Genomic DNA, 23,526 nt, shown 5'->3' with positions numbered 1-23,526 from the left:
GTGAAATTGTAAAAATCTTATACATGAAAACCAAACATCCTAAAGGGCTTCCCTATCTATTTTTCACAGAAATGTGGGAGCGTTTCGGCTATTATTTAATCCTCGGAATTTTTGTGCTGTACATGATCGACAGTGAAAAAGGTGGATTGGCTTTTGATGATAAAAGCGCTGATGATATTTTCGGAACTTTTATCGCATTAACTTACTTGACACCATTTTTAGGTGGATTTTTAGCCGACAGAGTTTTAGGATACATCAAAGCAATCTACATTGGCGGATTCTTGATGGGACTGGGTTATCTCGGAATTGGTTTTTTTAAAGAATTACCTTTATTTTATGCTTCATTAGCTTTAATTATCATTGGAAACGGATTTTTTAAACCTAGTATTTCTACATTGTTAGGAAATTTATACAACGAAGAACCTTATAAAGCGAATAAAGATGCAGGATACAATATTTTCTACATGGGAATCAACATTGGAGCTTTTGTCTGTAATATTATTGCTGCTTTCATGCGTAACAAATACGGATGGGGACCCGCATTTATGACCGCGGGAGTCGGAATGTTTGTAGGACTTTTGGTTTTCACCATCGGAAGACAGCATATTCTTCAGGCAAATGTTTTGAAACCTGCACAAGAAGGAGACACCAAAATTTCTGATGTTTTGGTAAAAGTATTTTTACCTGCAGTAATTTTCGGACTTGTCGGATGGTTTATCCCAAATAATATTTTTGGAAGTGACAGTACAGATGCATTTATTTTCGCTTGTATTCCGGTAATTTATTTTTATGTAATGCTTTATGTAAAGGCAAATGCGGAAGACAAAAAACCAATCGGAGCATTATTGGCAATTTTTGCGGTAAGCTTAATGTTTTGGGCAGTTTTCAAACAAAACGGAACCGCTTTAACACGTTGGGCAAATTATTATACTGAAAGAACCGTTCCTGCAGCTGTAGAAAAACCTTTAGAATCAATTTTCTTGGTTGATAAAAAAGATTATCTGGATAAAGAAGTTTCTGTCTACGATGATCAATATCAGGTAAAAAAAGATGAAAATGGCAAAGCTTTAAAAGAGCAAGGAAAAGATATTTATTTCAGAAATGTTTCTGACGCAGACAAAGCAAAATTGGAAGCCAATCCTTCACAAACGGTAAATCTTTACAACACAGAATTATTCCAGTCGATTAATCCAGGTTGGGTAATTCTATTGACTCCAGTTGTCGTTGCATTTTTTATGATGCTTCGAAGAAAAGGGAAAGAACCGAGTACTCCTTCAAAAATTGTTTTAGGATTGTTTATCTCCGCACTATCATGTTTAGTAATGGTTGGAGCTGTTTATGCCGGACAAAACGGTTTAGTAAAAGTATCAGCTTTATGGCTGGTTGCAGCGTATGGAGTAATCACTGTAGGAGAACTTTGTTTGTCGCCAATGGGATTATCTTTGGTTTCAAAACTTTCACCACCAAGATTAACAGCTTTGATGATGGGTGGTTTCTTCCTTTCAACATCAATCGGAAACAAACTTTCCGGAGTTTTAGCGAGCTTCTGGTACGATTATGACAATAAAGCTAATTTCTTCATTGTAAATTTTGGATTGTTGCTTCTAGCGACTTTACTGGGGCTTTCAATATTAAAAAGGCTTAATAAAATCATGAAAGAAAAGGGTGTAAATTAACCTCCTGAAATTCGAAATAAACAGCCGTAGATGATTCTGCGGCTTTTTTATTTTAAAAACGAAATAAAACCTTGCCAAAAACCCAAAAAAAACTATATTTGTGGGTCTTAACAGAAATTTAACAATCAAATATGGATACAGTACAGAAGAAAGGACATCCTAAAGGCTTGTACCTTTTGTTCTTCACCGAGATGTGGGAGCGTTTTTCTTATTACGGAATGCGTGCAATTTTGATCCTTTATTTAACTAAGAAATTAATTGAAGGAGGATTAGGAATGGACGAGCAGAATGCAACCTTATTATATGGTTACTTCACCGGTCTTGTTTATTTTACACCGCTTATCGGAGGTTGGCTTGCCGATAAATTTTTAGGAAAACGTTTAGCAATTACAATCGGTGGTATCACCATGATGATTGGGCAGTTTGTTTTATTCGGAATGAATTCTACAACCGGGCTTTACATTGGTTTGGCCTTACTGATCATCGGAAATGGTTTCTTTAAACCTAACATTTCGACTTTAGTGGGAGGTCTTTATCCAGATGGGGACGACAGAAGAGATTCTGCATTCTCTATTTTCTACATGGGAATTAACTTGGGAGCTTTAATTGCACCTTTCATTATCGGATATTTTACAGATAATCTTTTTGCAACAACCAATTCAGACGGTTCTATTGCTTATGGATATAGATACGGTTTCCTTACAGCGGGTATCGGAATGTTTTTAGGTCAGGTTGTATTTAATATTTTTGCTCAAAAATATTTGGGAGATTTAGGTACAAAACCTGTAAAAACAACAGGAACTGAAGACAAAGCAACTACTGAAGGGCAATCTATCAACCCAGTAACAGGAAAACCTTTAACTAAACCTGAAGAAGGACAAAGAATTACAGTAATCTTTATTTTATTCTTATTTGCAGTATTCTTTTGGGCTGGTTTCGAACAGGCTGGATCGTCTTTATCTTTATATACAGATAAATTTATCAACAGAACTGTTTTCGGATTTGAAATCCCAACATCTTGGTTTCAGTCGGTTAACCCTATTTTCATTGTAACATTAGCACCATTATTTGCAATATTCTGGAGTTCTAAATTAGGTAAAAAACTTTCTACTCCTGTAAAAATGGGTGTTGGTATGATTATCTTAGGACTTGGTTTCTGGTTTATGCTTGGAGCTGTTGCAGAGAGAAATTCTAACGGGGACATTGCTGACATCGCAAACAAAGCAGGAATTATGTGGTTGATTATGACCTATTTACTACACACAATTGGTGAACTTTGTCTTTCACCGGTAGGTTTATCGGTTGTTACAAAACTATCTCCACCAAAATTAGCTTCAATCTTGATGGCAGTTTGGATGTTGGCTTCATCAATCGCTAACTTCATCGGAGGATTCTTAGCTTCTATTGTAGAAACTTTGGGAGCAGGACAAGTATTCACATACATTTCAGGATTTGTGATTGCTTGTGGATTATTGCTTCTTTTACTAAGCAAATTCATCAGCAAAATGATGCATGGCGTAAAATAAAAAGTATTTAAAAATAATATCTAAACCTCTGATTTTTTCAGAGGTTTTTTTTACATTCGTAAGATGGAAGTTTCTGAAGATTCTTTGTTTCAATCCATAAAGGAAATTATTAATCAATCGCGCGAAAAAGTTTTTCGTATTGCGAATTCTACTCTATTATTAACTTACTGGCAAATCGGACAATTAATTGTTGAAGACGAACAAAAAGGAAAAGAAAGGGCAGAATACGGAAAATATACTTTAAAAAACCTTTCAAAAAAACTTACTTTAGAATTTGGGAAAGGTTTTGATTATACAAATCTTTCCAATATGCGAAAGTTTTATCAGGCTTTCCCAATTGTTGACGCATTGCGTCAACAATTGAGCTGGACACATTATAGATTGTTAATAAGGTTAGATAATTCAGATAAAATGAATTATTATATTAATGAATCAATCCAAAATAACTGGAACTATCGGGATTTAAAAAGACAAATCAATTCTCTTGCTTACGAAAGAGTTTTACAGCATAAAAAATCCTCACACGAAACCATTCGTAGTGTTTTAAAAGATCCTTATATTTTTGAGTTTTTAGGGATAAAATCTGACGAAAAAATTTCAGAAAAAGAAATTGAAACCGGAATTATCGATCATATCCAAAAGTTTCTTTTAGAATTTGGAAAAGGTTTCGCTTTCGTAGCAAGGCAACAACATATCTCCACAGACACTTCAGATTTTTACATAGATTTAGTTTTCTATAATTATATTCTGAAATGCTTCGTTATTATTGATTTAAAAACAGGAGAACTTTCACATCAAGACATCGGTCAAATCGATATGTACGTAAGAATGTATGATGATCTTAAACGAGGTGAAGACGACAATCCAACTATCGGAATTCTTTTATGTTCTGAAAAAGACGAAACTATTGTAAAATATTCTGTTTTAAATGACAAAAACAATCTATTTGCAAGCAAATATTTATTGTACCTTCCGAAAGAAGAAGAATTAAAACAAATTATTGACCAAGACAGAATTCGTTTTGAGCTTGATCAGGAAGACAAAAAACAACAATCTTAAACAATTTCATAAATTACATATTACTAATTATCTTAATTATGAACCAAACTTTAGAAGAAATACAAAATTTCAAAGGAAAATACCCAAAACAATTATGGACACTTTTTACCGTCGAGATGTGGGAAAGATTCTGTTTTTACGGAATGAGGGGTGTTCTTACGTTTTTCATGGTAGATCAGCTTTTATTAAAAGATGATGTAGCCAATCTTCAATATGGTGCAATCCAGGCTTTTGTATATGCTTTCACCTTCATAGGCGGTATTTTTGCCGATAAAATTTTAGGGTTTAAAAAATCACTGTTTTTCGGCGGAATTGTCATGATTTTAGGTAATTTATTGATTGCTTTTTCTCCAAAAGATTTATTTTATTATGGAATTGCATTCTCCATTATCGGAACAGGATTCTTCAAACCCAATGTTTCATCAATGGTAGGAGAATTGTACGATGAAAAAGATCCGAGAAGAGACGCAGGATACGGAATGTTCTATGCCGGAATTAACATTGGTGGACTTTTAGGGGGTGCTCTTTGTATTTATTTAGGAAAATACCATTCTTGGACTTTATGCTTCCTTGCAGCAGCTGTAGTAATGGTTATCGGATTACTTACTTTCCTTTTTACCAAGAAAAACTTAGGTCCAATAGGTAATTCTCCATTAATAAATATGGAACCGGGAAAAAGAAAAATAAGAGAAATCGGTGTTTATGCACTTTCTATTTTAAGTATTCCGTTGATTTTCATCATGGTAAAAAATACGGATTATACAGATTATTTCATGTACACAATAGGAACTGTTGCTGTAGGATATTTTATTTATGAATTAATCAGATTAAAAATTTCAGGTCTTCAGAAAAAATTAATTGCAGCATTTGCTTTTATATTTTTCTATTTCTTATTCAATGCGATTTATGAGCAAAGTGGAGGTTCTTTATCTCTGTTTGCCAAAGATAATTTAGATCACAATTTATTAGGGTTTAATATGGATCCTAATGTGGTTAACAACAGTTCAAATACTCTTTTTGTTATTATTTTAAGTCCAATTATTGGGCTACTTTGGCTTTGGTTGGCTAAGAAAAAATTAGAACCGAATACATTAATCAAGTTCGGAATCGGATTTTTATTCCTTTCTGCTTCATTTTATATATTTTATTACACCAAGTTTTTTGCTAATGTAGAGGGAATTACTTCACTGAATGTTTTTGCATTCGCTTATCTTATTACAACCATCGGAGAACTTTGTTTAGGCCCGATCGGAATGTCGATCATTACCAAATTATCTCCAAAAAGATTATTCGGAATGATGATGGGGCTTTGGTTTTTAGCAAGTGCATTTGGTCAGTTAGCAGCAGGAAAACTGGGTGCTGAAATTTCAAAATCAAATACAGGAAATGATTTAGTATCTAAATTACAGTCTTATACAGATGGTTATTATCAGCTTGCTATTTATGCATTAATTGCCGGTGTGGTACTGATTTTGATATCACCATTCATTAAAAAGCTTATGCAGGAGGTAAAATAGAGTTTGCTTTTCATTTAAACATCAAATCATGAAAAAAATATCCACCCTACTTTTTCTTTTCATTATCAGCTTCAGTTTTGCGCAGGTAAAATGGATGACGATTGAAGAAGCATTAAATGCACAGAAAACACAACCTAAAAAAATCATCATCGATTTTTATGCAGATTGGTGTGGCCCATGCAAAATCATGGATAAAAAAACGTATGGAAATCCCATAATTTATGAGTTTTTAAATGAAAATTATTACCCTGTAAAATTTGACGCAGAAGACAAACGAACAATAGAAATCTTCGGAAGAAAATTTTCTAATGACAATACTTCCCACAAGAAAGGAAGAAATTCACTTCATGAATTTACGCAATTCATGAATGTAAATGCAGTTCCAAGTACGGTTTTTCTTGATGACAAAGGAAATCCCATCACGATGTTACAAGGCGAATTATCTGCAAAAGAATTAGAACCTTATCTTGATTTTATATCGAAAGATTTATACAAAAAAGTAAAAACCAAGCAAGATTGGGAAGATTATCAGAAGAAATTCAGATCTAAAATAAAAGATTAATCGTTTTAAAACATATAATTAAGGCTTCCATTTTTTTGGAAGTCTTTTTTATTTTACCGAAATTCGAGCTTTTATTTTTTCATTCAAACACGGATAGAAAACTCAAAACAGACATCTCGAAACCCCTGAAAATGACTTTAGAAACTCCTATAGAATATGTAAAAGGAATCGGTCCTGAACGAGCCAAACTCATTAAAAATGTGTTGGGAATTTCTATTGTGGAAGATCTTCTCAATTTCTACCCGATCCGGTATTTAGATAAAAACAAAGTTTACAAAGTAAACGGACTTCAGGAAAGCAATCTTGAAATTCAGCTGAAAGGAAAAATTTCGAATGTGCAGGAGATCCTCACCGGAAAAGTAAAAAGACTGACCGCAAAATTCAATGATGACACCGGAAGTATGGATTTGGTTTGGTTTCAGTATTCGAAATGGCTGAAAGAACAACTTCCTGTCAATCGCGAAGTTTTTATTTTCGGGAAAATCAATGCTTTTAACAATCAGTTCTCGATGCCGCATCCGGAAATTGAACTTGATGAGAACAAAGAAAAAGACAACAGATTAAGACCTATTTATCCCAGTTCTGAAAAACTGACGAAAAGAGGTTTAAACCAAAAATTCTTTCAGGTAATTCTGAGAAATATCTGCAAAGAGATTCCTAATCTTATTCAGGAAAATCTTCCGGAATCTATAATGAGTTCGATGAAGTTTTTATCGAGGCAACAGACTTTTTTAAACATTCATTTTCCAAAAAATTTAGATTATTTTGAAAAGGCGAATCAGCGACTGAAGTTTGAAGAATCATTTTTCTTTCAGCTAGGATATGCTTTAAAAAAACTTCATCATAAAACACAATCTGTAGGAAATCCGTTTCCGATCGTCGGTGATCATTTTACCGGTTTTTATGAAAAACATCTTCCTTTTGAACTTACAGGAGCTCAAAAAAGAGTTTTAAAGGAAATTCGAATGGATATGAAAAAGCCGATCCAAATGAACCGACTTTTGCAGGGCGATGTAGGTTCAGGAAAAACAATGGTCGCTTTATTAACAATGCTGATCGCCTTAGACAATGGTTTTCAGAGCTGTCTGATGGCTCCAACGGAAATTTTGGCACAGCAACATTACAACGGAATTAAAGATCTATTAAAAGACACAGAAATTAAAGTCAGCCTTTTGACGGGTTCGGTAAAAGCTTCCGCAAGAAAGGTTATTCACAATGAATTAGAAAATGGTGAGCTTTCTATTTTGGTAGGAACTCATGCTGTTTTGGAAGATAAAGTGAAATTTAAAAATCTTGGATTGGCAATTATCGACGAGCAACATCGATTTGGGGTCGCTCAAAGAGCTAAACTGTGGGCTAAAAATAAAATTCCGCCTCATATTTTGGTCATGACCGCAACTCCGATTCCTAGAACTTTGGCAATGAGCTTTTATTCGGATCTCGATGTTTCTGTAATTGATGAAATGCCGGTTGGGAGAAAAGCGATCATTACCGCTCATCGAAGAGAAAAAGACAGAACTTATGTTTATCATTTCTGTCATGAAGAAATACGAAAAGGCAGACAGATCTACTTTGTTTATCCATTGATTGAAGAATCTGAAACATTAGATTATAAAAATCTGATGGAAGGTTTAGAGCATATTATGGACAACTTTTCGAATTATGAGGTAACGATGCTTCACGGTAAAATGAAACCCGATGAAAAAGATGCCGCGATGAATTATTTTGCGTCAGGAAAGTCGCAAATTATGGTCGCAACAACCGTAATTGAAGTTGGTGTAAATGTTCCAAATGCTTCAGTTATGGTAATTGAAAGTGCTGAAAGATTTGGTCTTTCTCAGCTTCACCAACTTCGTGGAAGAGTGGGAAGAGGTGCCGAACAGAGCTACTGTATTTTGATGACTTCGGATAAAATGTCTGCAGAAAGCCGGACAAGGATCAGAACGATGACGGAAACCAATGATGGTTTTAAAATTTCTGAGGTCGATATGCAATTGCGTGGTCCAGGTGATATTTTGGGAACTCAGCAAAGCGGTGTCGTTGATTTTAAAAGACTGGATTTGGTGAATGATGCTCCAATCATTAAAACCACAAAAAAAATGGTCGACAAAATCTTAGAAATAGATCCACATTTATCAGGAACTGATCATCAGATCATTAAAAATTATTATATCCAAAATTATAAAGGGAAAAATAAGTGGAGTAAGATTTCTTAAAATTAAAATCCAAAAATTGTTATGATGAAACAAATATTTTCAACCGCCCTTTTCTTTATTTCAATAATAAATATTCATGCTCAAAACAAAAATATTATTTCTGAAATTGAAAAAACTGTTTTGGATATAAATAATGACGAGAGCTTAATGATTTATAAAGTTCCTTCGGATAAAATTGCTAAGGTTAAGAAATATGGACAAGATGAAAATATTGATGTTTTCAAGAAGGGTAATCAGGCAGTCAAAATCTTAGACTATTCAAAAGATAACAGAGGCGGTTACGAACAAGTCATCATATATCTGCGAAATGAAAAACCAATATTCATTGAAACAGAAAGCAAAACAATTATAAAAGCAACACCCGTAGATTTCAAAAAAATTGAAATCTCTGAGTCTGTAGAAAAATCAAAGATATTTGTAATAAATTGGGACAAAGATTTTTTTGATTATCAATTTTGGGATAAGAAGACCAATGTATACAAACAACCTGAAGAAGAACATAAAAATTTGATTCTTCCTTCCAAAAAAGACGATGTTATACGAGTTTTAAAATTGAGCCAATTTGCAACGAAAAATATTGTTGAATAAGAATTACAGAACAAATTCCATCAAATAATCGTCCATCACATATCCATTTCCAATATCAAAAACACCTTCATCATATACTTTATACCCTTGAGATTCGTAAAATCTCTTCGCTGAATTATGCTTATTGACATTCAGAATAATTCTGTTATCCCCACTTTCTAAAGTTTTTTCGTTTAAAAACTCAAGCGTTTTTTTACCTAAACCCTTTCCTTTACTTTCTGGAACTAGATAAATTCGGTGAAGCTTTGTTGTGTTTTCTTCGTAATGATTTTCAAAACCAATAAATCCGTCATATTCGTTTGAATTTTCATCAAAAACAAGATAATAGTGATAATCAGGATTTTTCAGATGAGTTGAAATTTCAGATTGAGAATACATTGTATTTAACATGTATTCCATCTGCTCAATAGATAAAATTTCTGCGTAGGCATTCTCCCAAGATCTTTTGGCTAGATCCTGAATTAAAGGAATATTTTCTTCTGTTGCTTTGATTAATTTCATACTTGATAAATTTAAAAAATCATTTGACACATTAGAACACTTAAGTTTTTTCAGTTCATTTACTTTGAAAATATTAAGAACACGTAAGACGAAAATCAAAGATTTTCAAAACTAACGTGTTCTAAACTGTTTTCAAACATAGTAACTAAAAACTAATGTGACTCATGTGTTAAAAATTTTAGATTAAAAAAGTGAAAAGCATTATACTTTTCACTCTTATTATAGATTAAAACGCAAAGTTTGTCATTCCGTAGGAATCTAAGCTAGATTGTAGAGATGCTTTCAGCATGACAAACAGAGCGTAAAATTTGATATTTAATAAATATTATATTTTCGCCATTTCAGCTTTTATTTTCGCATAAAGCCCTTCTGAAGCAGGAACCAATGGAAGTCTCAAATAATTTTTGATCAATCCTTTTTCTGCCAAAACAATTTTAATTCCGCAAGGGTTTCCTTCTGCAAAAATCAGTCTTGTGATCTCCACTAATTTGTTGTGAATTTCATAAGCTTCATCCACTTTTTTATCAAAGGCCAGCTGAACCATTGTAGAAAATTCTTTTGGATAACCTTGCCCGATCACAGAAATTACTCCTGCTCCACCTGCTAAAGTTACAGGAAGTGTATATTCATCATCACCAGAAACTAAATTAAAACCTTCAGGTTTTTTTCTCAAAATATCAAAATATTGAAGAATATTAGGTGCAGCTTCTTTAATTAAGAATAAATTCGGGAATTCATTTGCCAAACGCAAAGTAGTTTCAGCTTCTACATTTTGTCCGGTTCTTGAAGGAACGTTGTAAATGATAATATTCTTTCCGGTAGAAGCCAACATTTTATAATGCTGGTAAAGCCCTTCCTGATTAGGTTTGTTATAATAAGGAGACACTGATAAAACAGCCGTAAAATCAGATAAATCAGTCTCTTCGATTTGCTGTTTGACTTCAAGAGTATTGTTTCCGCCAATTCCTAAAACCAAAGGAAGACGTTTATTATTCACCTTAATGATGTGCTCAACTACCTGTTTCTTCTCGTCTGAAGAAAGTGTAGCAGCTTCAGCTGTAGTTCCCAATACTACCAAATAGTTGGTTCCGTTTTCGATGTTGTACTCAACAAGTTTTGTTAAACTTTCGAAATCTACGGATAAATCTTCATTAAAGGGTGTAACCAAAGCAACACCTACTCCTTTTAAAATGCTCATCTGTTCGAATTATTTTCCCCAAATTTAATCAATTCATACAAGAATTTACAATATTTAATCCTATTTTATTATACATATAATTATATTTGCATATACTAAAGATATTATGCAAAATAAATTCTTATTGCTAGGAATTGCCTTGTTATCACTTACAGCCTGTAAAACGACATCGTTGCAGGTTGCCAATGTGCAGACACAGAAGAACATTTCTATTAATAAAGAGCTGAAGGACGATGAAGGTTTTGCGAAATTTATCGAGCCTTACACTCTGAAACTCAACAAAGAGATGAATCAAAAAATCTCTTACACGCAAGTAAATCTCACAAAAGAAGGAGACAACAGCAATTTGGGAAACCTTTTAGCTGATTACACTTTTGACGGAGCAGATGTTTGGACAAAAGCGAATCTCAATAAAAACGTAGATGCTGCCCTAATCAATATCGGTGGAATCCGTACTACGATTGGAAAAGGAGACATTCTTCTGAAGAATGTTTTCGAAGTTATGCCTTTTGAAAATGAAGTGATCATTGTAAAAATGAAAGGTTCAGATTTGCAGGGATTGTTTGATTATTACGCAAAAACTCAGGTAAATAATCCGGTTTCTCATTTATACATAGAAACCAATAACGGACAATTAACCAAAACTTTAATTAACGGAAAAGTGGTAAATCCAACTCAGGATTATTATATTGCAACGTCTGATTATCTGGCTTTGGGAGGTGATAATATGAAATTTTTCAGCAAAGGAGAATCGATTCCTACAGGAATTAAATTGAGAGATTTATTTATCGATTATTTTAAGAAAAATGCTAAAATCAATCCGAAGGAAGATATTCGTTTAAATTTTATTGGGAAGAAATAATGAATAGAAAGAGTTTTTTAAAAACAATAGGTGGCGGAACTTTAGCAATGACTTTAGCTCCCAATTTGATGATGGCAGAAGAATTGAGTTTAAATTCTTTCAAATCTGCCCACAAATTAACGATTCTTCATACCAACGATCAACACAGCAGAATAGAACCTTTTGACGAAAGTTATACCAAAAATCCTAATCAGGGTGGTTTTGCGAGAAGAGCAAGTTTAATACAAAAAATAAGAAGTGAAGAAAGCAATCTTTTGTTGCTGGATTCCGGAGATATTTTTCAGGGAACACCGTATTTCAACTTTTTCGGAGGAGAACTGGAGTTTAAACTGATGTCGATGATGAAATATGATGCATCCACAATGGGAAATCATGATTTTGATAATGGTTTAGATGGTTTTCTGAAGGTTTTGCCTAATGCAGAGTTTCCTTTTATCTGTTCGAATTATGATTTTAAAAACACAATTCTCGACGGAAAAACTTCGCAGTATAAAATATTCAACAAAAACGGTATCAAAGTCGGAATTTTCGGAGTCGGAATTCAGTTAGATGGTTTAGTTGGAAAAAAACAGTACGGAGAAACCATTTGGTCTGATCCTATTGACGTGGCGCAACATTACTCTAATTTTCTTAAAAATGAGAAAAAATGCGACCTTGTTATTTGCCTTTCACACATCGGATATGACTACAAAGACGAACCCGAAAAAATAAGTGATAAAATTTTAGCCTCAAAAACAGAAAATATTGACTTAATTTTGGGAGGTCACACGCATACTTTTTTACCGGAACCTCAAACCTTTAAGAACAGACAAGGGAAAAACGTTTTGGTAAACCAAGTAGGTTGGGCAGGTCTTCTTTTAGGCAGAATAGATTTCTTTTTTGATTCAAACAAAAATATAAAACAGATTTCCTGGAACAACCAGGCAATCGACAGCAGTATAACAGTATAATATGAAAAAAATCTCATTACTTTCTTTTGGTATTTTCGCATCGTTGCAGTTTGTAAATGCGCAGAATATTTCTTCAAAAAAATGGGCAGACTTGTTCTCTTACAACAATGTTTTGGCTATGAAAGAAGATAACGGAAAAATCGTTGCTGCCACAGAAAACGGGATTTTTTATTATACAATTTCAACAGGAGAAATCACAAAATTATCTAAAGCCAATGGTCTTCATGATGTGAAAATTTCCTCTTTTGATTATAATCCGCAAACAAAAATCGGTTTGGTAGGATATCAAAACGGAGCATTAGACATTATTACTCCACAAGGTATAACGTATGTTGTGGATATCCCAATTGCAACAGGATATAACGGAAGCAAAAAAATTAATCATATCTCAATTACCGGAGATCGGGCAACAGTTTCTGTGGGTTATGGGGTTTCTATTTTTGATTTAAGAAAAAAAGAATTTGGTGATTCTGCATTTTTCATGGCAGGAGGAAATTTCGAAGCCAGCAATGAAGCTACCATTCTTGGAAATAAAGTTTTTTCCGTAACCAATACCGGATTAAAAAGCCATGAACTGAATACTACCTTTCCTGTTTTCACAACTTGGACAACAGAAATGGCTGGAAATTTCACAGATATTGATTCAGAATCTGTTTTAGCTTTTTCATCTGCAACAACAACTTATATTTACAATAGCGGAACATCAACCCCTCTTGCCCAAACTTTTGGAAGTATTAATGATATCGTTGTTAATTCAAACAATATCATTATTACAGACGGTAGCAGAATCTATACGTATAACACAAATGGAAATTTTGGTGGAAGCACAAGTGTGGGAGAAGCTTGTAATACCGCAACAACGATTGGCTCTAAAGTTTACGGTGGAACTAAAGTATCCGGAGTTAAGACCGATGATAATATTTCATACAAACCAGATGGCCCTTATTTTAATGACTCTTATAAAATAAGATTATTTAATGATAATCAGCTTTTAGTTTCTACAGGAATTAGAGCAAACGGATATAATGAGGCTCAGTTTAATCCGAAAAATCCAGGATTTTATTATTTTACCGGAACCGAATGGGTCTACTCATCTTATTTTGTAGGAAGCACGACAGAATTTAATGTTGTAGATGCATTTCCAGATCCTGCCAATACAAACGAAGTATTTTTTACCAATTACTTTTCTCCTACAGGATATGGTATTTATAAAATGAAATACAACTCTGGCTCAAAAGACTTTGAGTTTTCTAAAAGATACTTAGTTGGTGCAGATAGCCAATATATCAACCGTCCGGTTGGTTTTACTTCAGATGATCAGAACAATATTTTTGCTACTATTGCTTTTACTGGTATTGCAACTAAATCTTCTCTTGCGTTATATGACAGAGCTACTGATGATTTTATTATAAGAGACATGAATACGAGTACTGGTATTCAATTTCCTGTTTTCAGTAATGATTTATTATGGATACCTATTCCTAAAACAGTCAATTTTTTAGCTTACGACACCAAGAAAACAGCTAGCTTTTCAGACGATACAGAATATTATTTAGATCAATCAAACAATATTCCTGCAAATACGGTCTCTTTTGCGATGGATAAATCTGGAGATGCTTGGGTTGGAACTGAGCTGGGTTTAAGAATACTTCCTAATGCAGCAGCTGAGATTAAAAACGATCCACAATTTGAATCTATTGTCATCGAACAAGGCGGACTGGCCGAAGAACTTTTCAGAGATGCTGCTATTTTACATATTGAAGTAGATGGCGGAAACCAGAAATGGGTATCTGTAGAAGACGGAGGTGTTTATTATTTATCTGCAAACGGAGAAAAAACTATAAAATTTTTCAATAAAGATAATTCTCCACTTCCAACGAATACCGTTACCGATATTAAAGTTGATAAAAAAACAGGCAAAGTTTATTTTGTGACTTTTGACGGAATTGTTACTTACCAAGGTGATGTTGCAGATGTGACTAAAGACTTTGGAAATGTTTTGGTTTATCCGAACCCTGTGGTTTATTCTCAGTTTAAAGGTAATGTAACCATCAAAGGTTTGGCTGAAAAAACAAACATCAGAATTACCGATGCAGCCGGAAATCTTGTACATTCTGCCGTTGCAAGAACCGGATATTACGAATGGAATCTTAATAACCAGAAAGGAAAAAGAGTGGCTTCGGGAATTTATTTTGTTTTGATGACCAACGAAGACGGTTCAGATAAAGCTACAGCAAAAATAGCAGTAGTTAATTAATGACTTCACAAGACGGATTCTTACTTTCATACATCAAATATGGAGAAAACGATGCAGTTCTCCATTGTTTCACCGAAGAAGATGGTTTTCAAACCTATTTTCTAAAAGGAATTTACAGTAAAAAAAATAAGAAAAAAGCATTTTTACTTCCTTTAAATAAGCTTAATTTTTCTGTTAATACAGGGAAAAGCAGCGGAATTCAAACCGTTTCAAAATTTGAACTCATAGAAGTAAATGATGTTTACGCAGACATTAAAGCCAATACGGTTATATTTTTTATTGCCGATTTTTTGAATCAGATTTTAAGAAATGAGAATCAAAATCAGATCATCTTTCACACGATTGATGAGTTTATCTTTGAGCTCAGTCAACAGAATTACCGTTCTCACCTTATTCTTTTGGTTAAAATTTTAAAAATCCAAGGTGTTTCCCCACTTTTAGGAGATGGGAATTATTTGGATCCCGAAACAGGAACTTTTTCAAACCTTGGAAGCCACCACCTATTTGATAGTGAAAATTCTCTTTTATGGAAATTGATTTTATCCTCTCAAGATCCTTATCAAATAAAAATTCCGCAAGCTATGAGAAAAACCTTTTTAGACAGTGTGCTGGTTTATTATCATTATCACATTACCGATTTTAAAACGCCCAATTCACTCGAAATCATTCAGCAGATTTTCGAATAAATTATCCGCCGTTTGAAAAACTTTCCAGACTGGTCATTCCGCCATCGATGAAAATACTCGTTCCGGAAATATAATCTGCAAGATCACTCGCTAAAAATGCTGCCAAATTTCCAACATCTTCAGGTTGACCAATTCTGTTATACGGAATTAACTTCATTAAATCATTCATCGCTTCCGGAGTTTCCCACGCATCTTTATTAATCGGCGTTTGAATCGCACCCGGACAAATAGAATTGACCCTGATCTTATCTGCTCCATGTTCCTGAGCCAAAGTCTGCATCAGCATTTTTATAGCACCTTTACTTGCTGCATAATTTGCATGACCCGCCCAAGGAATAATTTCGTGTACCGAACTGATATGAATGATTTTTCCACAGGCAACAGAACGTGTTGTATCGATTCCCCGGCGGAGAAATTCTTTAATAGCTTCTCTTGAACATAAAAAATGACCACGCAAATTCACGCCCATTACCGTATCCCACTCTTCCAAAGTCATATCGATAAATTTGGCATCTTTCTGAATTCCGGCATTATTAATTAAAATATCAACTGTTCCGTATTCTGAAATTACGTCTGAAAACATTTTTACCACCTGATTTTCTTTAGAAACATCGCATTGGTAAACCATTCCGTTTCCGCCGTTTTTCTGAATTTCGTCTAAAACTTTTTGGGCTTCATCTTTAGATTTTTCAGATGAATGATTGATGATTACTGTTGCTCCGGCCGAAGCGATAGATTTTGCAATTCCGGTTCCGATTCCGCTTGATGCGCCTGTAACAATGGCAACCTGATTTCTTAATGAAACTTCCATATTTTGATTTTAATGATGTTTAAAACCAATTGAAAGTATCACGCCAAACTGGCTGTTTGATTTTTAAATTAATCTAAAATTTTAGACATCACAAACTGAGGTCCGCTTCTTCCGTCTATTTTTTTGCCGGCATAAACATATCCTTTTTTCGCATAAATTTGAAAAGCCAAATCATTTCTTTCATTGACAGACAAGACAATTTCATTGCAGTCTTTAAAATGTTCTTTAATAAAATCATCAAGCACAATCATCACAGATTTTCCAATTCCTTTTCCCTGAAATTCAGGATTTATAGACAACGATCGAAGTAAAACCGAATTGTGATTATCAGTTAATTCTAATTTATCATTCCCAAAATCTAACACACAAAAACCAGCAGTTTTTTCATCAGAAAAAATAGTAATCGGGTACGCAAAAAAATCATCATTTTGATTTCTTCCTTCAATTCTTTCCAAAGCCTGATTTGGCAAAGCTGAAAACTGCGCCTGAATTTCATCAAGCTCATAATTTAATTCAGATAAATCTTTCGGTTTAAAAAACTGTAAATCAACCATAGTTTAATGATGATAAATATCGTTGTACATTACGCCCGCTTTTATTTCTACCGGAAGTTTATTTTCTTCAGGAACAATCGGGCAATTGTAATCATAAGCATTATAGGCACAGAAAGGTTGATAAGACTGATTAAAATCTAACGCAATCGTGTTGCCTTTTGGGATTTTTAAATCCATATATTTTCCTCCGCCGTAAGTTTGTTTTTGATTGGTTTCATCACGAAAAGGCAAGAAAAGATGATCCTTATATTTTTCCATTTTCATCAGATCTAAACTTTGATAGATCGTTAAAGTATAAGATCTTCCGTCAATTGTAAAATGAGCCTTCCCGTATTCCTGGTACGATTTCGATTTCCCTGAAGAAGTGGGTAAATCAAAAGGTTCAGGGTTTTCATTTTTAACAAAATCAGCCGTTACACGGTATTTTAAATCAATCGGAAAGAAAGGATGTGCCTTAAAATTTTTAAAATTATCACCACGTAAAGGACTTTCTTTTGGATTTAAATATTCCTTATTCAAATCTTTCTGAAATTTTTCTATTTCAAGTTTTTCAGGATCTGAACTTGTATGAATAATTGATTTTCTTTCAGGCTTCTTAAAACTTGACAATTTCTTTTTCTGAGAAAACACAAGAAGAGGAAATATCGCTAAGAGTACAAATATAATTTTCTTCATTTTAGTTTAATTAATTGGTAAAAGATTTCTCATTCTTCCTGATTTCATTGGAAATGGCAGAAAATTTTATTCTGAAATTTTTATGCGGTAAATATCTGATGAATTTCTTTTGATAGATTTCACAAAAAAACCACCTTCTTCCGGAATTATTTCTTTAAAATCAAAGCTTTTGCAATCTTTTGGTAAGCCTGAAAATACTAATGTGAACCAAAAATCTTTCATAAACGGAACAACCGTCCAGTTCGGGTAAATTGTAATATTTTCAGCGTGAATAAGTTTACTTTTATGACTGGAACTATTATCAACAAGGTAAGTGGTATTCCAAATTCTGATTAAATTTCCCAAAAACGGTGACGCAGGAAAACAGCAATGTACAATCACCTGCTTTTCTTCTTCAATTTTTGTCTGAAGAGCTTCAAGGATTTCCTTCGCAATAATCGGTTTTGAAATAACTTCCATCTTGGTATGAGTAATGATTAATTGATAATGGGCAATAAATAACTTTACAAAATTACTTATTACCCATTACTTATCACTTATATTTAATGCTTAAGCTCCAATTTTTCTTTGCTGTGAGCTCTCATTCTTTTTGCCAGTTCAGGATTTTCGGATAATTTTTGTCCGTATGACGGGATCATTTCCAACAATTTATCTTTCCATTCTCCTTTTAGTTTTTCAGGAAAACATTTTTCTAAAACATTCAACATTGCAAAAACTGCAGTTGACGCTCCCGGAGAAGCTCCTAAAAGTGAGGCAATCGTTCCTTTATCATTTACAACAACCTCGGTTCCGAATTCTAATTTACCTCCTAATTTATCATCTTTTTTGATAATCTGAACACGTTGTCCGGCAACTTTCAGTTCCCAGTCTTCTTCTTTCGCATCTTTTACAAATTCTCTTAAATGTTGTATTCTTTGAGCTTTTGTCATCGCAACCTGCTGAATCAGATATTTTGTCAACGGAATATTGTGCCACCAAGCTCCAAATAAAGAGCGGAGATTTTTGGTATTGACACTTTCGGGTAAATCAAGATAACTTCCTTCTTTCAAAAATTTCGTTGAAAAACCAGCAAAAGGACCAAAAAGCAACGCTTTTTTCCCATCAATAATTCTCAAATCCAAATGCGGAACAGACATTGGCGGTGCATCAACTGTCGCTTGAGTATAAACTTTTGCCTGATGTTGCGCTACCAATTCCTGATTATGTGTAACCAACCATTCCCCGGAAACCGGAAAACCGCCGTAACCTGCACTTTCTTTAATATCAGAACTGTCGAGCAAAGGCAATGCATAACCTCCTGCGCCAATGAAAACAAAATCTGCAACAACTTCCTGTTTATGATTGTTGATGCGATCTTTTACTTTCATTTCCCATTTCCCATTTTCTCTGGGATCGATATCTTTTACTTCGTGATACAAGAAAACTTCTACATGAGAATCTTCTACAAGATGACGTCCCATTTTTCGGGTCAATGTCCCAAAATTAACATCAGTCCCTATATTCATTTTTGTGGCTGCCAAAACTTCGGACTGATTTCTTTTGCTCATTACCAAAGGAATCCATTCTCTCAAAGTATCATGATCGGTAGAAAATTCCATTTCTGAAAACAAAGGTGAATTTTTCATTGCTTCATGTCTTTCTCTAAGATATTCTGCATCTTTTTCACCAAAAACCAAACTCATGTGAGCGCAAGAATTAATAAATTCCTGAGGATTCTGAATGTATTTTTTGTCAACCAAATAAGACCAAAATTGTTTTGAAATTTCAAACTGTTCTGCAATTTTTTCAGCTTTTGAAATATCTATACTTCCGTCTTCTTTTTGGGGTGTATAATTGAGTTCACAAAATGCAGAGTGACCAGTTCCTGCATTGTTCCATGCAGCAGTACTTTCTTTGGCAAATCTTCCGAGCCTTTCGAAAATAGCAATATCTAAATTGGGATCAAATTCGTGAAGTAAAGTGGCTAAAGTAACACTCATAATTCCGCCTCCTATAAGCACAATATCATATTTTGGCTTAGGCGTTCTATTGGTAATTGAATGTGGCATTGTGTGAATTTTAATACGAATTTCGGGAAAAGTTTTAGATTAAAATAAGATTTAACTATTTAATTCTGTGCCGAAAATAAAATTATTATCAGCCCAGCGAAGACGATGGAAATTATCAATTTCAAATAATAGAAGCGATATATTTAAACAAAAAAACACCAATGAAAATCACTGATGTTTTTAATATTTTTAAAATAAAATTAATTCTAATTCAGCTTTGCCGTTAGTTTTCTAAATTGTTTTTCAGCATTTTTACCTTCATACAAAATTCCGTAAACGGTATCAATAATCGGTAATTCTAATTTTTTCTGTTTTGCTGTTTTGTAAATAGAATCTGCAGCATAATATCCTTCTGCAACCATGTTCATCGACTGAATTGCAGATTTCACCGTGTATCCTTTTCCGATAAGATTTCCTAAGTTTCTGTTTCTTGAAAACAATGAATATGCTGTAACCAGTAAATCTCCCAAATATGCACTTTCATTAACATCTCTAGGAGCTTCATAAATCGCTTCAAGGAAGGTTTCCATCTCTCTAATCGCATTCGATACAAAAACAGCCGTAAAGTTATCACCATAGCCCAAACCGCTTGCAATACCGGCTCCGATTGCGAAAATATTTTTAAGAATCGCACTGTACTCGTTTCCTAAAATATCTTTGCTGGAATTTACTTTGATGAAATCTGAATTGAAAATATTAACCAGTTTTTCAGAAACTTCGTCTTCCACAGTTGCCACCGTAAGATAAGAAAGTCTTTCCATCGCAACTTCTTCAGCGTGACACGGTCCCGCAATGACTGCCTGATTTCTGAATCCTATTTGAAATTCTTCTTTTAAATAATGCGCAACCACATCGTTCACTTTTGGAATAATCCCTTTAATTGCAGAAACAAAAATTTTGTCTTTATACTCACACGTCATTTTATCTAAAGTATCTGAAAGATAAATAGATGGAGTTGCCAAAACTACAACATCACAAGCTGTCACCAACTCGTTGACATCAGTTGTTAATTTTAAATTTTTAAGATTGAAATTAACTGCAGTAAGATATGTAGGATTGTGTCCACGCAGTTCAATTGCTCCTTTTACAAACTCATTTCTAACACACCAATGCACGGTTTTGCAATTTTCAACAAGCATTTTTACAATTGCTGTTGCAAAACTTCCGCTACCAACAACGCCAACTGCAACGTCATTTTTGGTTTTTTTAGAAGTAGATTCTGAGTTGGTTTTCTTTTTCGCCATAATTGAAATGTGATTTGCAAATATATTAAAACCGAGAAATATCGAAACTTTATATCACCCAACATCAATCATTTTTTGAAAAATTTAACACTCTCGCACAATTAAATATCTAAAAATACGTTTATTACAATAATTTCTAAATTTTTGTTAAGAATAATGCTTAAAGTTTATTTTTACCTAAATTTGCACCCTTAAAACCTTTTTAAATTCTAAGAGAAAGAAAAATGAAGAAATTTTTAGGCAGCAAAAAGAAAGTAACAGTTCTTATTGGAGGACTTTCACTGGTCGTTTTTGCACAAAGTATTTTCATTGCCAAATTGTTTTCGGAGAAAGATGACAAAAACTATGAAGTAAATTTGGTAAAAATAAATACAGAAAAAGACAGCGTTGATTATCTGAAAATGAAAACAGATCTTGGCTTGGTAGATCAAACGGTTTCTCAACTGAATTCTTTTCTAAAATCAAAAGATATTAAGAACGAAAAGTTGATGGTTCTTGATAACGACAGTATTTCAAACTCAATTTATCTGGCAAAACAATCAAACAGATACAGCCAATATCTGATGGATCTGCAGAAAAAACTGATGCAGGTTCCTCTAGGAATGCCTACTGAAGGCTATATTTCATCCAATTTCGGAATCAGAAAAAACCCTATTCCTTTTAAAACAGTGTATGCATCGGTAAAACCTACTTCAGCTCCAGTCGCTGTCGCAGCAACTCCAAAACCTGAAGTAAAAGCTGAACCGGTAGAAAAAATTATAGAAGTAACCGACAGTTACGGAAATAAGAGAGAAATAAAAGTAATGGTGACTCCAAAAACAGCAAGTACAACTTCTGTCGCTCCAACAACTTCAAATGCTAAAAATGTAGCTGTTTCTAAAGCTGCAACAGAAAAAAACAATCCTCCTGCAGAAGCTGATCAAATGCAGTTTCACAAAGGTTTGGATATTGCCGTTCCTTTCGGATCTGATGTTGTTGCAACTGCAGCCGGAACTGTAATTTTCTCAGGACAAAAAGGCGGTTATGGAAACTGCGTGATTGTATCTCACGGAAACGGATTAGCAACACTTTACGGTCACCTTTCACAATTGGTTGCAAAAACCAATGAGAAAGTGAAAGTTGGGCAAGTGATTGCAAAATCAGGGAATTCAGGACGTTCTACAGGACCGCATTTGCATTATGAAGTACACAAAAACAATGCTCCGGTAAATCCGAAGTTGTTTATGAGTTTATAAAATAATTTATTTGTATAAAAGGTTTCGGCGGCACCAAAGGTGCCGCCGAAACTTTTATAATTATTGTATCGGTTTTCATCGGATTTTATCCGATGCTTTGTTAAGTCGTCCCTTTGGGACTCTCAAAATAATTAATACGCTGCGGTGAATCTTTCACGGATGTGATTGTTTTCTTCCAGTTCATCAACCAAAACAACAGCAACATCTTCTACAGAAAGTACGCTTCTCCCCTCTTCATTGAATACAGGATTTTCAAGAGCAGTTCTGTATTTTCCTGTTCTGATTCCTGCTGTTCCTGGATGCATTTCGATTGCAGGGCTGAAAAAAGTCCAATCTAAAGTTGTATTTTCTTTGATTTTATTTAGATAATCTCTTGCCGCAGTTGCTCCTGGTTTGATATCTGCCGGAAAATCTGGTCCGTCAACCAATTGATTTCCGTCGATGAATAAGCTTCCTGCTCCACCAACTGTAATAAATCTTTTCACCCCTGATTTTTCAACTGCTTTTTCGATATTGATTGAACCGTTTAGAAAATCATTGTAAAGATTAGGATTCGTCCAACCTGCATTAAAGGTGTTGATTACAGCATCATTTCCTTTCAAAGCTTCTGCTAAGTCGTCTACATTATTTACATCAACGCTTTTTGCTTTTACGTTTTCAGTTTCATTTACTTTCGATGCATCTCTTACGATTGCTTTCACTTCAAAACCTCTGTTTTCAAGTTCTTTTACTACTTGTGTTCCCACAAATCCTGTTGCACCGATTACGGCTACTTTTTTCATAATATTTTTATTTAAATTAATTGTAATAAATTTTGTTACATTTTAAGTCAAAAAATTTTACTCGAATTGTTCGGTAAATTCTTTTAAAGACTTATTTCCTAAAAACTGACAGACCATCAAATCTGTTTCTGTAAAAAGTTGTCCTAGATGAGTATTGATATTTTTCCCTACAGGACAAGCCGGATTAGGATCGTTATTTTTTTTACCTAAAACTTCTGAATTTTTCACCGCTGAATAAATTTCAGAAATACTAATGTCAGAAGCGTTTTTTGCTAACTGACTTCCTCCTTCTTTCCCTTTTCGGCTAATAATCAAACCGGCTTCTTTTAAAACACCAATCTCTTTACGAACAATTACAGGATTTACATTAATACTTCCGGCAAGCCAATCAGAAGTAAGCCACTCCTGAGGAAATTTTGACAACAAAGTCATGATATGTATCGCCGTAGCAAATCTTGTATTATTCATAATTACTCTGCAAAGATACAAATATTTTAATTGTAACAAAATTAATTACAATTAGATTATTAATTGCAATTAATTTGATGAAAACTATTGAATTTAATTTTTGCTAAATAA

22 protein-coding genes are annotated in these 23,526 nt (G+C 33.8%); 12 read left to right on the top strand and 10 right to left on the bottom strand.

All coding sequences use genetic code 11. The features are described from left to right. Nucleotides 1–23: 23 nt before the first annotated feature. From BUR17_RS17045 to BUR17_RS17015, 7 genes are all read left to right on the top strand, one after another. Nucleotides 24–1,676 (top strand): peptide MFS transporter, encoded by a 1,653-nt coding sequence (locus tag BUR17_RS17045; RefSeq protein WP_074231795.1) that lies wholly within the window; start codon nucleotides 24–26, stop codon nucleotides 1,674–1,676. A gap of 131 nt (nucleotides 1,677–1,807) precedes the next feature. Further along, nucleotides 1,808–3,202 (top strand): peptide MFS transporter, encoded by a 1,395-nt coding sequence (locus BUR17_RS17040; RefSeq protein ID WP_074231794.1) that lies wholly within the window; start codon nucleotides 1,808–1,810, stop codon nucleotides 3,200–3,202. A gap of 63 nt (nucleotides 3,203–3,265) precedes the next feature. After that, the gene (locus BUR17_RS17035; RefSeq protein ID WP_074231793.1) at nucleotides 3,266–4,261 is read left to right on the top strand and encodes a PDDEXK nuclease domain-containing protein; all 996 of its coding nucleotides are present in this window, start codon (nucleotides 3,266–3,268) and stop codon (nucleotides 4,259–4,261) included. A gap of 38 nt (nucleotides 4,262–4,299) precedes the next feature. Next, nucleotides 4,300–5,778: a peptide MFS transporter gene (locus BUR17_RS17030; RefSeq protein ID WP_074231792.1), complete on the top strand. Its 1,479-nt coding sequence runs from the start codon at nucleotides 4,300–4,302 to the stop codon at nucleotides 5,776–5,778. A gap of 28 nt (nucleotides 5,779–5,806) precedes the next feature. Continuing rightward, nucleotides 5,807–6,340 (top strand): thioredoxin family protein, encoded by a 534-nt coding sequence (locus tag BUR17_RS17025; RefSeq protein WP_074231791.1) that lies wholly within the window; start codon nucleotides 5,807–5,809, stop codon nucleotides 6,338–6,340. Between the two features lie 125 nt (nucleotides 6,341–6,465). Continuing rightward, the gene (gene recG, locus BUR17_RS17020; protein WP_143747619.1) at nucleotides 6,466–8,556 is read left to right on the top strand and encodes an ATP-dependent DNA helicase RecG; all 2,091 of its coding nucleotides are present in this window, start codon (nucleotides 6,466–6,468) and stop codon (nucleotides 8,554–8,556) included. A 24-nt stretch (nucleotides 8,557–8,580) separates the two neighbouring features. Next, nucleotides 8,581–9,144: a hypothetical protein gene (locus BUR17_RS17015; RefSeq protein ID WP_143747615.1), complete on the top strand. Its 564-nt coding sequence runs from the start codon at nucleotides 8,581–8,583 to the stop codon at nucleotides 9,142–9,144. Between the two features lie 3 nt (nucleotides 9,145–9,147). On the opposite strand, the gene BUR17_RS17010 is transcribed toward BUR17_RS17015, so the two are convergent. Then, nucleotides 9,148–9,645 carry a GNAT family N-acetyltransferase gene (locus BUR17_RS17010; RefSeq protein WP_074231917.1) on the bottom strand — a complete coding sequence of 166 codons (498 nt, stop codon included), beginning with the start codon at nucleotides 9,643–9,645 and terminating at the stop codon, nucleotides 9,148–9,150. A 325-nt stretch (nucleotides 9,646–9,970) separates the two neighbouring features. Next, nucleotides 9,971–10,843 carry a 4-hydroxy-tetrahydrodipicolinate synthase gene (gene dapA / locus BUR17_RS17005; protein ID WP_074231789.1) on the bottom strand — a complete coding sequence of 291 codons (873 nt, stop codon included), beginning with the start codon at nucleotides 10,841–10,843 and terminating at the stop codon, nucleotides 9,971–9,973. A gap of 106 nt (nucleotides 10,844–10,949) precedes the next feature. On the opposite strand from dapA, the gene BUR17_RS17000 reads away from it, so the two are divergent. The 4 genes from BUR17_RS17000 to recO are packed head-to-tail and all read left to right on the top strand — an operon-like array spanning nucleotide 10,950 to nucleotide 15,598. Beyond that, nucleotides 10,950–11,705, top strand: coding sequence for a 5'-nucleotidase C-terminal domain-containing protein (locus BUR17_RS17000; RefSeq protein WP_074231788.1), 756 nt, complete (start codon nucleotides 10,950–10,952; stop codon nucleotides 11,703–11,705). Next, nucleotides 11,705–12,655: a bifunctional metallophosphatase/5'-nucleotidase gene (locus BUR17_RS16995; protein ID WP_074231787.1), complete on the top strand. Its 951-nt coding sequence runs from the start codon at nucleotides 11,705–11,707 to the stop codon at nucleotides 12,653–12,655. The genes BUR17_RS17000 and BUR17_RS16995 overlap by 1 nt, the downstream gene beginning before the upstream one ends. A gap of 1 nt (nucleotide 12,656) precedes the next feature. Continuing rightward, complete coding sequence (gene porZ / locus BUR17_RS16990; protein WP_074231786.1) at nucleotides 12,657–14,912, top strand: type IX secretion system anionic LPS delivery protein PorZ; 2,256 nt, start codon at nucleotides 12,657–12,659, stop codon at nucleotides 14,910–14,912. After that, nucleotides 14,912–15,598, top strand: coding sequence for a DNA repair protein RecO (recO, locus tag BUR17_RS16985; protein ID WP_074231785.1), 687 nt, complete (start codon nucleotides 14,912–14,914; stop codon nucleotides 15,596–15,598). Before porZ ends, recO begins: the two co-directional genes overlap by 1 nt. 1 nt (nucleotide 15,599) lies before the next feature. Here recO and BUR17_RS16980 read toward each other — a convergent pair whose 3' ends face one another. The 6 genes from BUR17_RS16980 to BUR17_RS16955 form a co-directional block, all read right to left on the bottom strand. After that, nucleotides 15,600–16,409, bottom strand: a complete 810-nt coding sequence (locus BUR17_RS16980) for a glucose 1-dehydrogenase (RefSeq protein WP_074231784.1) — start codon at nucleotides 16,407–16,409, stop codon at nucleotides 15,600–15,602. A 68-nt stretch (nucleotides 16,410–16,477) separates the two neighbouring features. Next, nucleotides 16,478–16,963: a GNAT family N-acetyltransferase gene (locus BUR17_RS16975; RefSeq protein WP_074231783.1), complete on the bottom strand. Its 486-nt coding sequence runs from the start codon at nucleotides 16,961–16,963 to the stop codon at nucleotides 16,478–16,480. 3 nt (nucleotides 16,964–16,966) lie between these two features. Continuing rightward, the gene (locus BUR17_RS16970) at nucleotides 16,967–17,638 is read right to left on the bottom strand and encodes a DUF1684 domain-containing protein (RefSeq protein WP_074231782.1); all 672 of its coding nucleotides are present in this window, start codon (nucleotides 17,636–17,638) and stop codon (nucleotides 16,967–16,969) included. A gap of 66 nt (nucleotides 17,639–17,704) precedes the next feature. Continuing rightward, nucleotides 17,705–18,097, bottom strand: a complete 393-nt coding sequence (locus BUR17_RS16965; protein ID WP_074231781.1) for a hypothetical protein — start codon at nucleotides 18,095–18,097, stop codon at nucleotides 17,705–17,707. An 83-nt stretch (nucleotides 18,098–18,180) separates the two neighbouring features. Then, the gene (mqo, locus tag BUR17_RS16960; protein ID WP_074231780.1) at nucleotides 18,181–19,686 is read right to left on the bottom strand and encodes a malate dehydrogenase (quinone); all 1,506 of its coding nucleotides are present in this window, start codon (nucleotides 19,684–19,686) and stop codon (nucleotides 18,181–18,183) included. Nucleotides 19,687–19,892: 206 nt separating this feature from the next. Continuing rightward, nucleotides 19,893–20,930 (bottom strand): NAD(P)H-dependent glycerol-3-phosphate dehydrogenase, encoded by a 1,038-nt coding sequence (locus BUR17_RS16955; RefSeq protein WP_074231779.1) that lies wholly within the window; start codon nucleotides 20,928–20,930, stop codon nucleotides 19,893–19,895. Nucleotides 20,931–21,154: 224 nt separating this feature from the next. Between BUR17_RS16955 and BUR17_RS16950 the strand changes: the two genes are divergently transcribed. Continuing rightward, the gene (locus tag BUR17_RS16950) at nucleotides 21,155–22,165 is read left to right on the top strand and encodes a M23 family metallopeptidase (protein ID WP_084550731.1); all 1,011 of its coding nucleotides are present in this window, start codon (nucleotides 21,155–21,157) and stop codon (nucleotides 22,163–22,165) included. A 131-nt stretch (nucleotides 22,166–22,296) separates the two neighbouring features. On the opposite strand, the gene BUR17_RS16945 is transcribed toward BUR17_RS16950, so the two are convergent. Then, entirely contained in the window at nucleotides 22,297–22,947 is a 651-nt protein-coding gene (locus BUR17_RS16945) for an NAD(P)-dependent oxidoreductase (protein WP_074231778.1), read from the bottom strand. A 57-nt stretch (nucleotides 22,948–23,004) separates the two neighbouring features. Then, a complete protein-coding gene (locus BUR17_RS16940; RefSeq protein ID WP_074231777.1) occupies nucleotides 23,005–23,415 on the bottom strand; it encodes an Rrf2 family transcriptional regulator in 411 nt (136 codons plus the stop codon). Nucleotides 23,416–23,526: the final 111 nt, after the last annotated feature.

The organism is Chryseobacterium scophthalmum (assembly GCF_900143185.1).
In the GTDB taxonomy this organism is placed as follows: Bacteria; Bacteroidota; Bacteroidia; order Flavobacteriales; family Weeksellaceae; genus Chryseobacterium; species Chryseobacterium scophthalmum.
This window is presented reverse-complemented; position numbering and strand designations above follow the sequence as displayed.

Bases quoted from the DNA above. Each gene is read 5' to 3' on its own strand.
- BUR17_RS17045 (WP_074231795.1), top strand. From the start codon at position 24: ATGAAAACCAAACATCCTAAAGGGCTTCCCTATCTATTTTTCACAGAA.
- BUR17_RS17040 (WP_074231794.1), top strand. From the start codon at position 1,808: ATGGATACAGTACAGAAGAAAGGACATCCTAAAGGCTTGTACCTTTTG.
- BUR17_RS17035 (WP_074231793.1), top strand. From the start codon at position 3,266: ATGGAAGTTTCTGAAGATTCTTTGTTTCAATCCATAAAGGAAATTATT.
- BUR17_RS17030 (WP_074231792.1), top strand. From the start codon at position 4,300: ATGAACCAAACTTTAGAAGAAATACAAAATTTCAAAGGAAAATACCCA.
- BUR17_RS17025 (WP_074231791.1), top strand. From the start codon at position 5,807: ATGAAAAAAATATCCACCCTACTTTTTCTTTTCATTATCAGCTTCAGT.
- BUR17_RS17015 (WP_143747615.1), top strand. From the start codon at position 8,581: ATGAAACAAATATTTTCAACCGCCCTTTTCTTTATTTCAATAATAAAT.
- BUR17_RS17010 (WP_074231917.1), bottom strand. From the start codon at position 9,645: ATGAAATTAATCAAAGCAACAGAAGAAAATATTCCTTTAATTCAGGAT.
- dapA (WP_074231789.1), bottom strand. From the start codon at position 10,843: ATGAGCATTTTAAAAGGAGTAGGTGTTGCTTTGGTTACACCCTTTAAT.
- BUR17_RS17000 (WP_074231788.1), top strand. From the start codon at position 10,950: ATGCAAAATAAATTCTTATTGCTAGGAATTGCCTTGTTATCACTTACA.
- BUR17_RS16995 (WP_074231787.1), top strand. From the start codon at position 11,705: ATGAATAGAAAGAGTTTTTTAAAAACAATAGGTGGCGGAACTTTAGCA.
- porZ (WP_074231786.1), top strand. From the start codon at position 12,657: ATGAAAAAAATCTCATTACTTTCTTTTGGTATTTTCGCATCGTTGCAG.
- recO (WP_074231785.1), top strand. From the start codon at position 14,912: ATGACTTCACAAGACGGATTCTTACTTTCATACATCAAATATGGAGAA.
- BUR17_RS16980 (WP_074231784.1), bottom strand. From the start codon at position 16,409: ATGGAAGTTTCATTAAGAAATCAGGTTGCCATTGTTACAGGCGCATCA.
- BUR17_RS16975 (WP_074231783.1), bottom strand. From the start codon at position 16,963: ATGGTTGATTTACAGTTTTTTAAACCGAAAGATTTATCTGAATTAAAT.
- BUR17_RS16970 (WP_074231782.1), bottom strand. From the start codon at position 17,638: ATGAAGAAAATTATATTTGTACTCTTAGCGATATTTCCTCTTCTTGTG.
- BUR17_RS16965 (WP_074231781.1), bottom strand. From the start codon at position 18,097: ATGGAAGTTATTTCAAAACCGATTATTGCGAAGGAAATCCTTGAAGCT.
- mqo (WP_074231780.1), bottom strand. From the start codon at position 19,686: ATGCCACATTCAATTACCAATAGAACGCCTAAGCCAAAATATGATATT.
- BUR17_RS16955 (WP_074231779.1), bottom strand. From the start codon at position 20,930: ATGGCGAAAAAGAAAACCAACTCAGAATCTACTTCTAAAAAAACCAAA.
- BUR17_RS16950 (WP_084550731.1), top strand. From the start codon at position 21,155: ATGAAGAAATTTTTAGGCAGCAAAAAGAAAGTAACAGTTCTTATTGGA.
- BUR17_RS16945 (WP_074231778.1), bottom strand. From the start codon at position 22,947: ATGAAAAAAGTAGCCGTAATCGGTGCAACAGGATTTGTGGGAACACAA.
- BUR17_RS16940 (WP_074231777.1), bottom strand. From the start codon at position 23,415: ATGAATAATACAAGATTTGCTACGGCGATACATATCATGACTTTGTTG.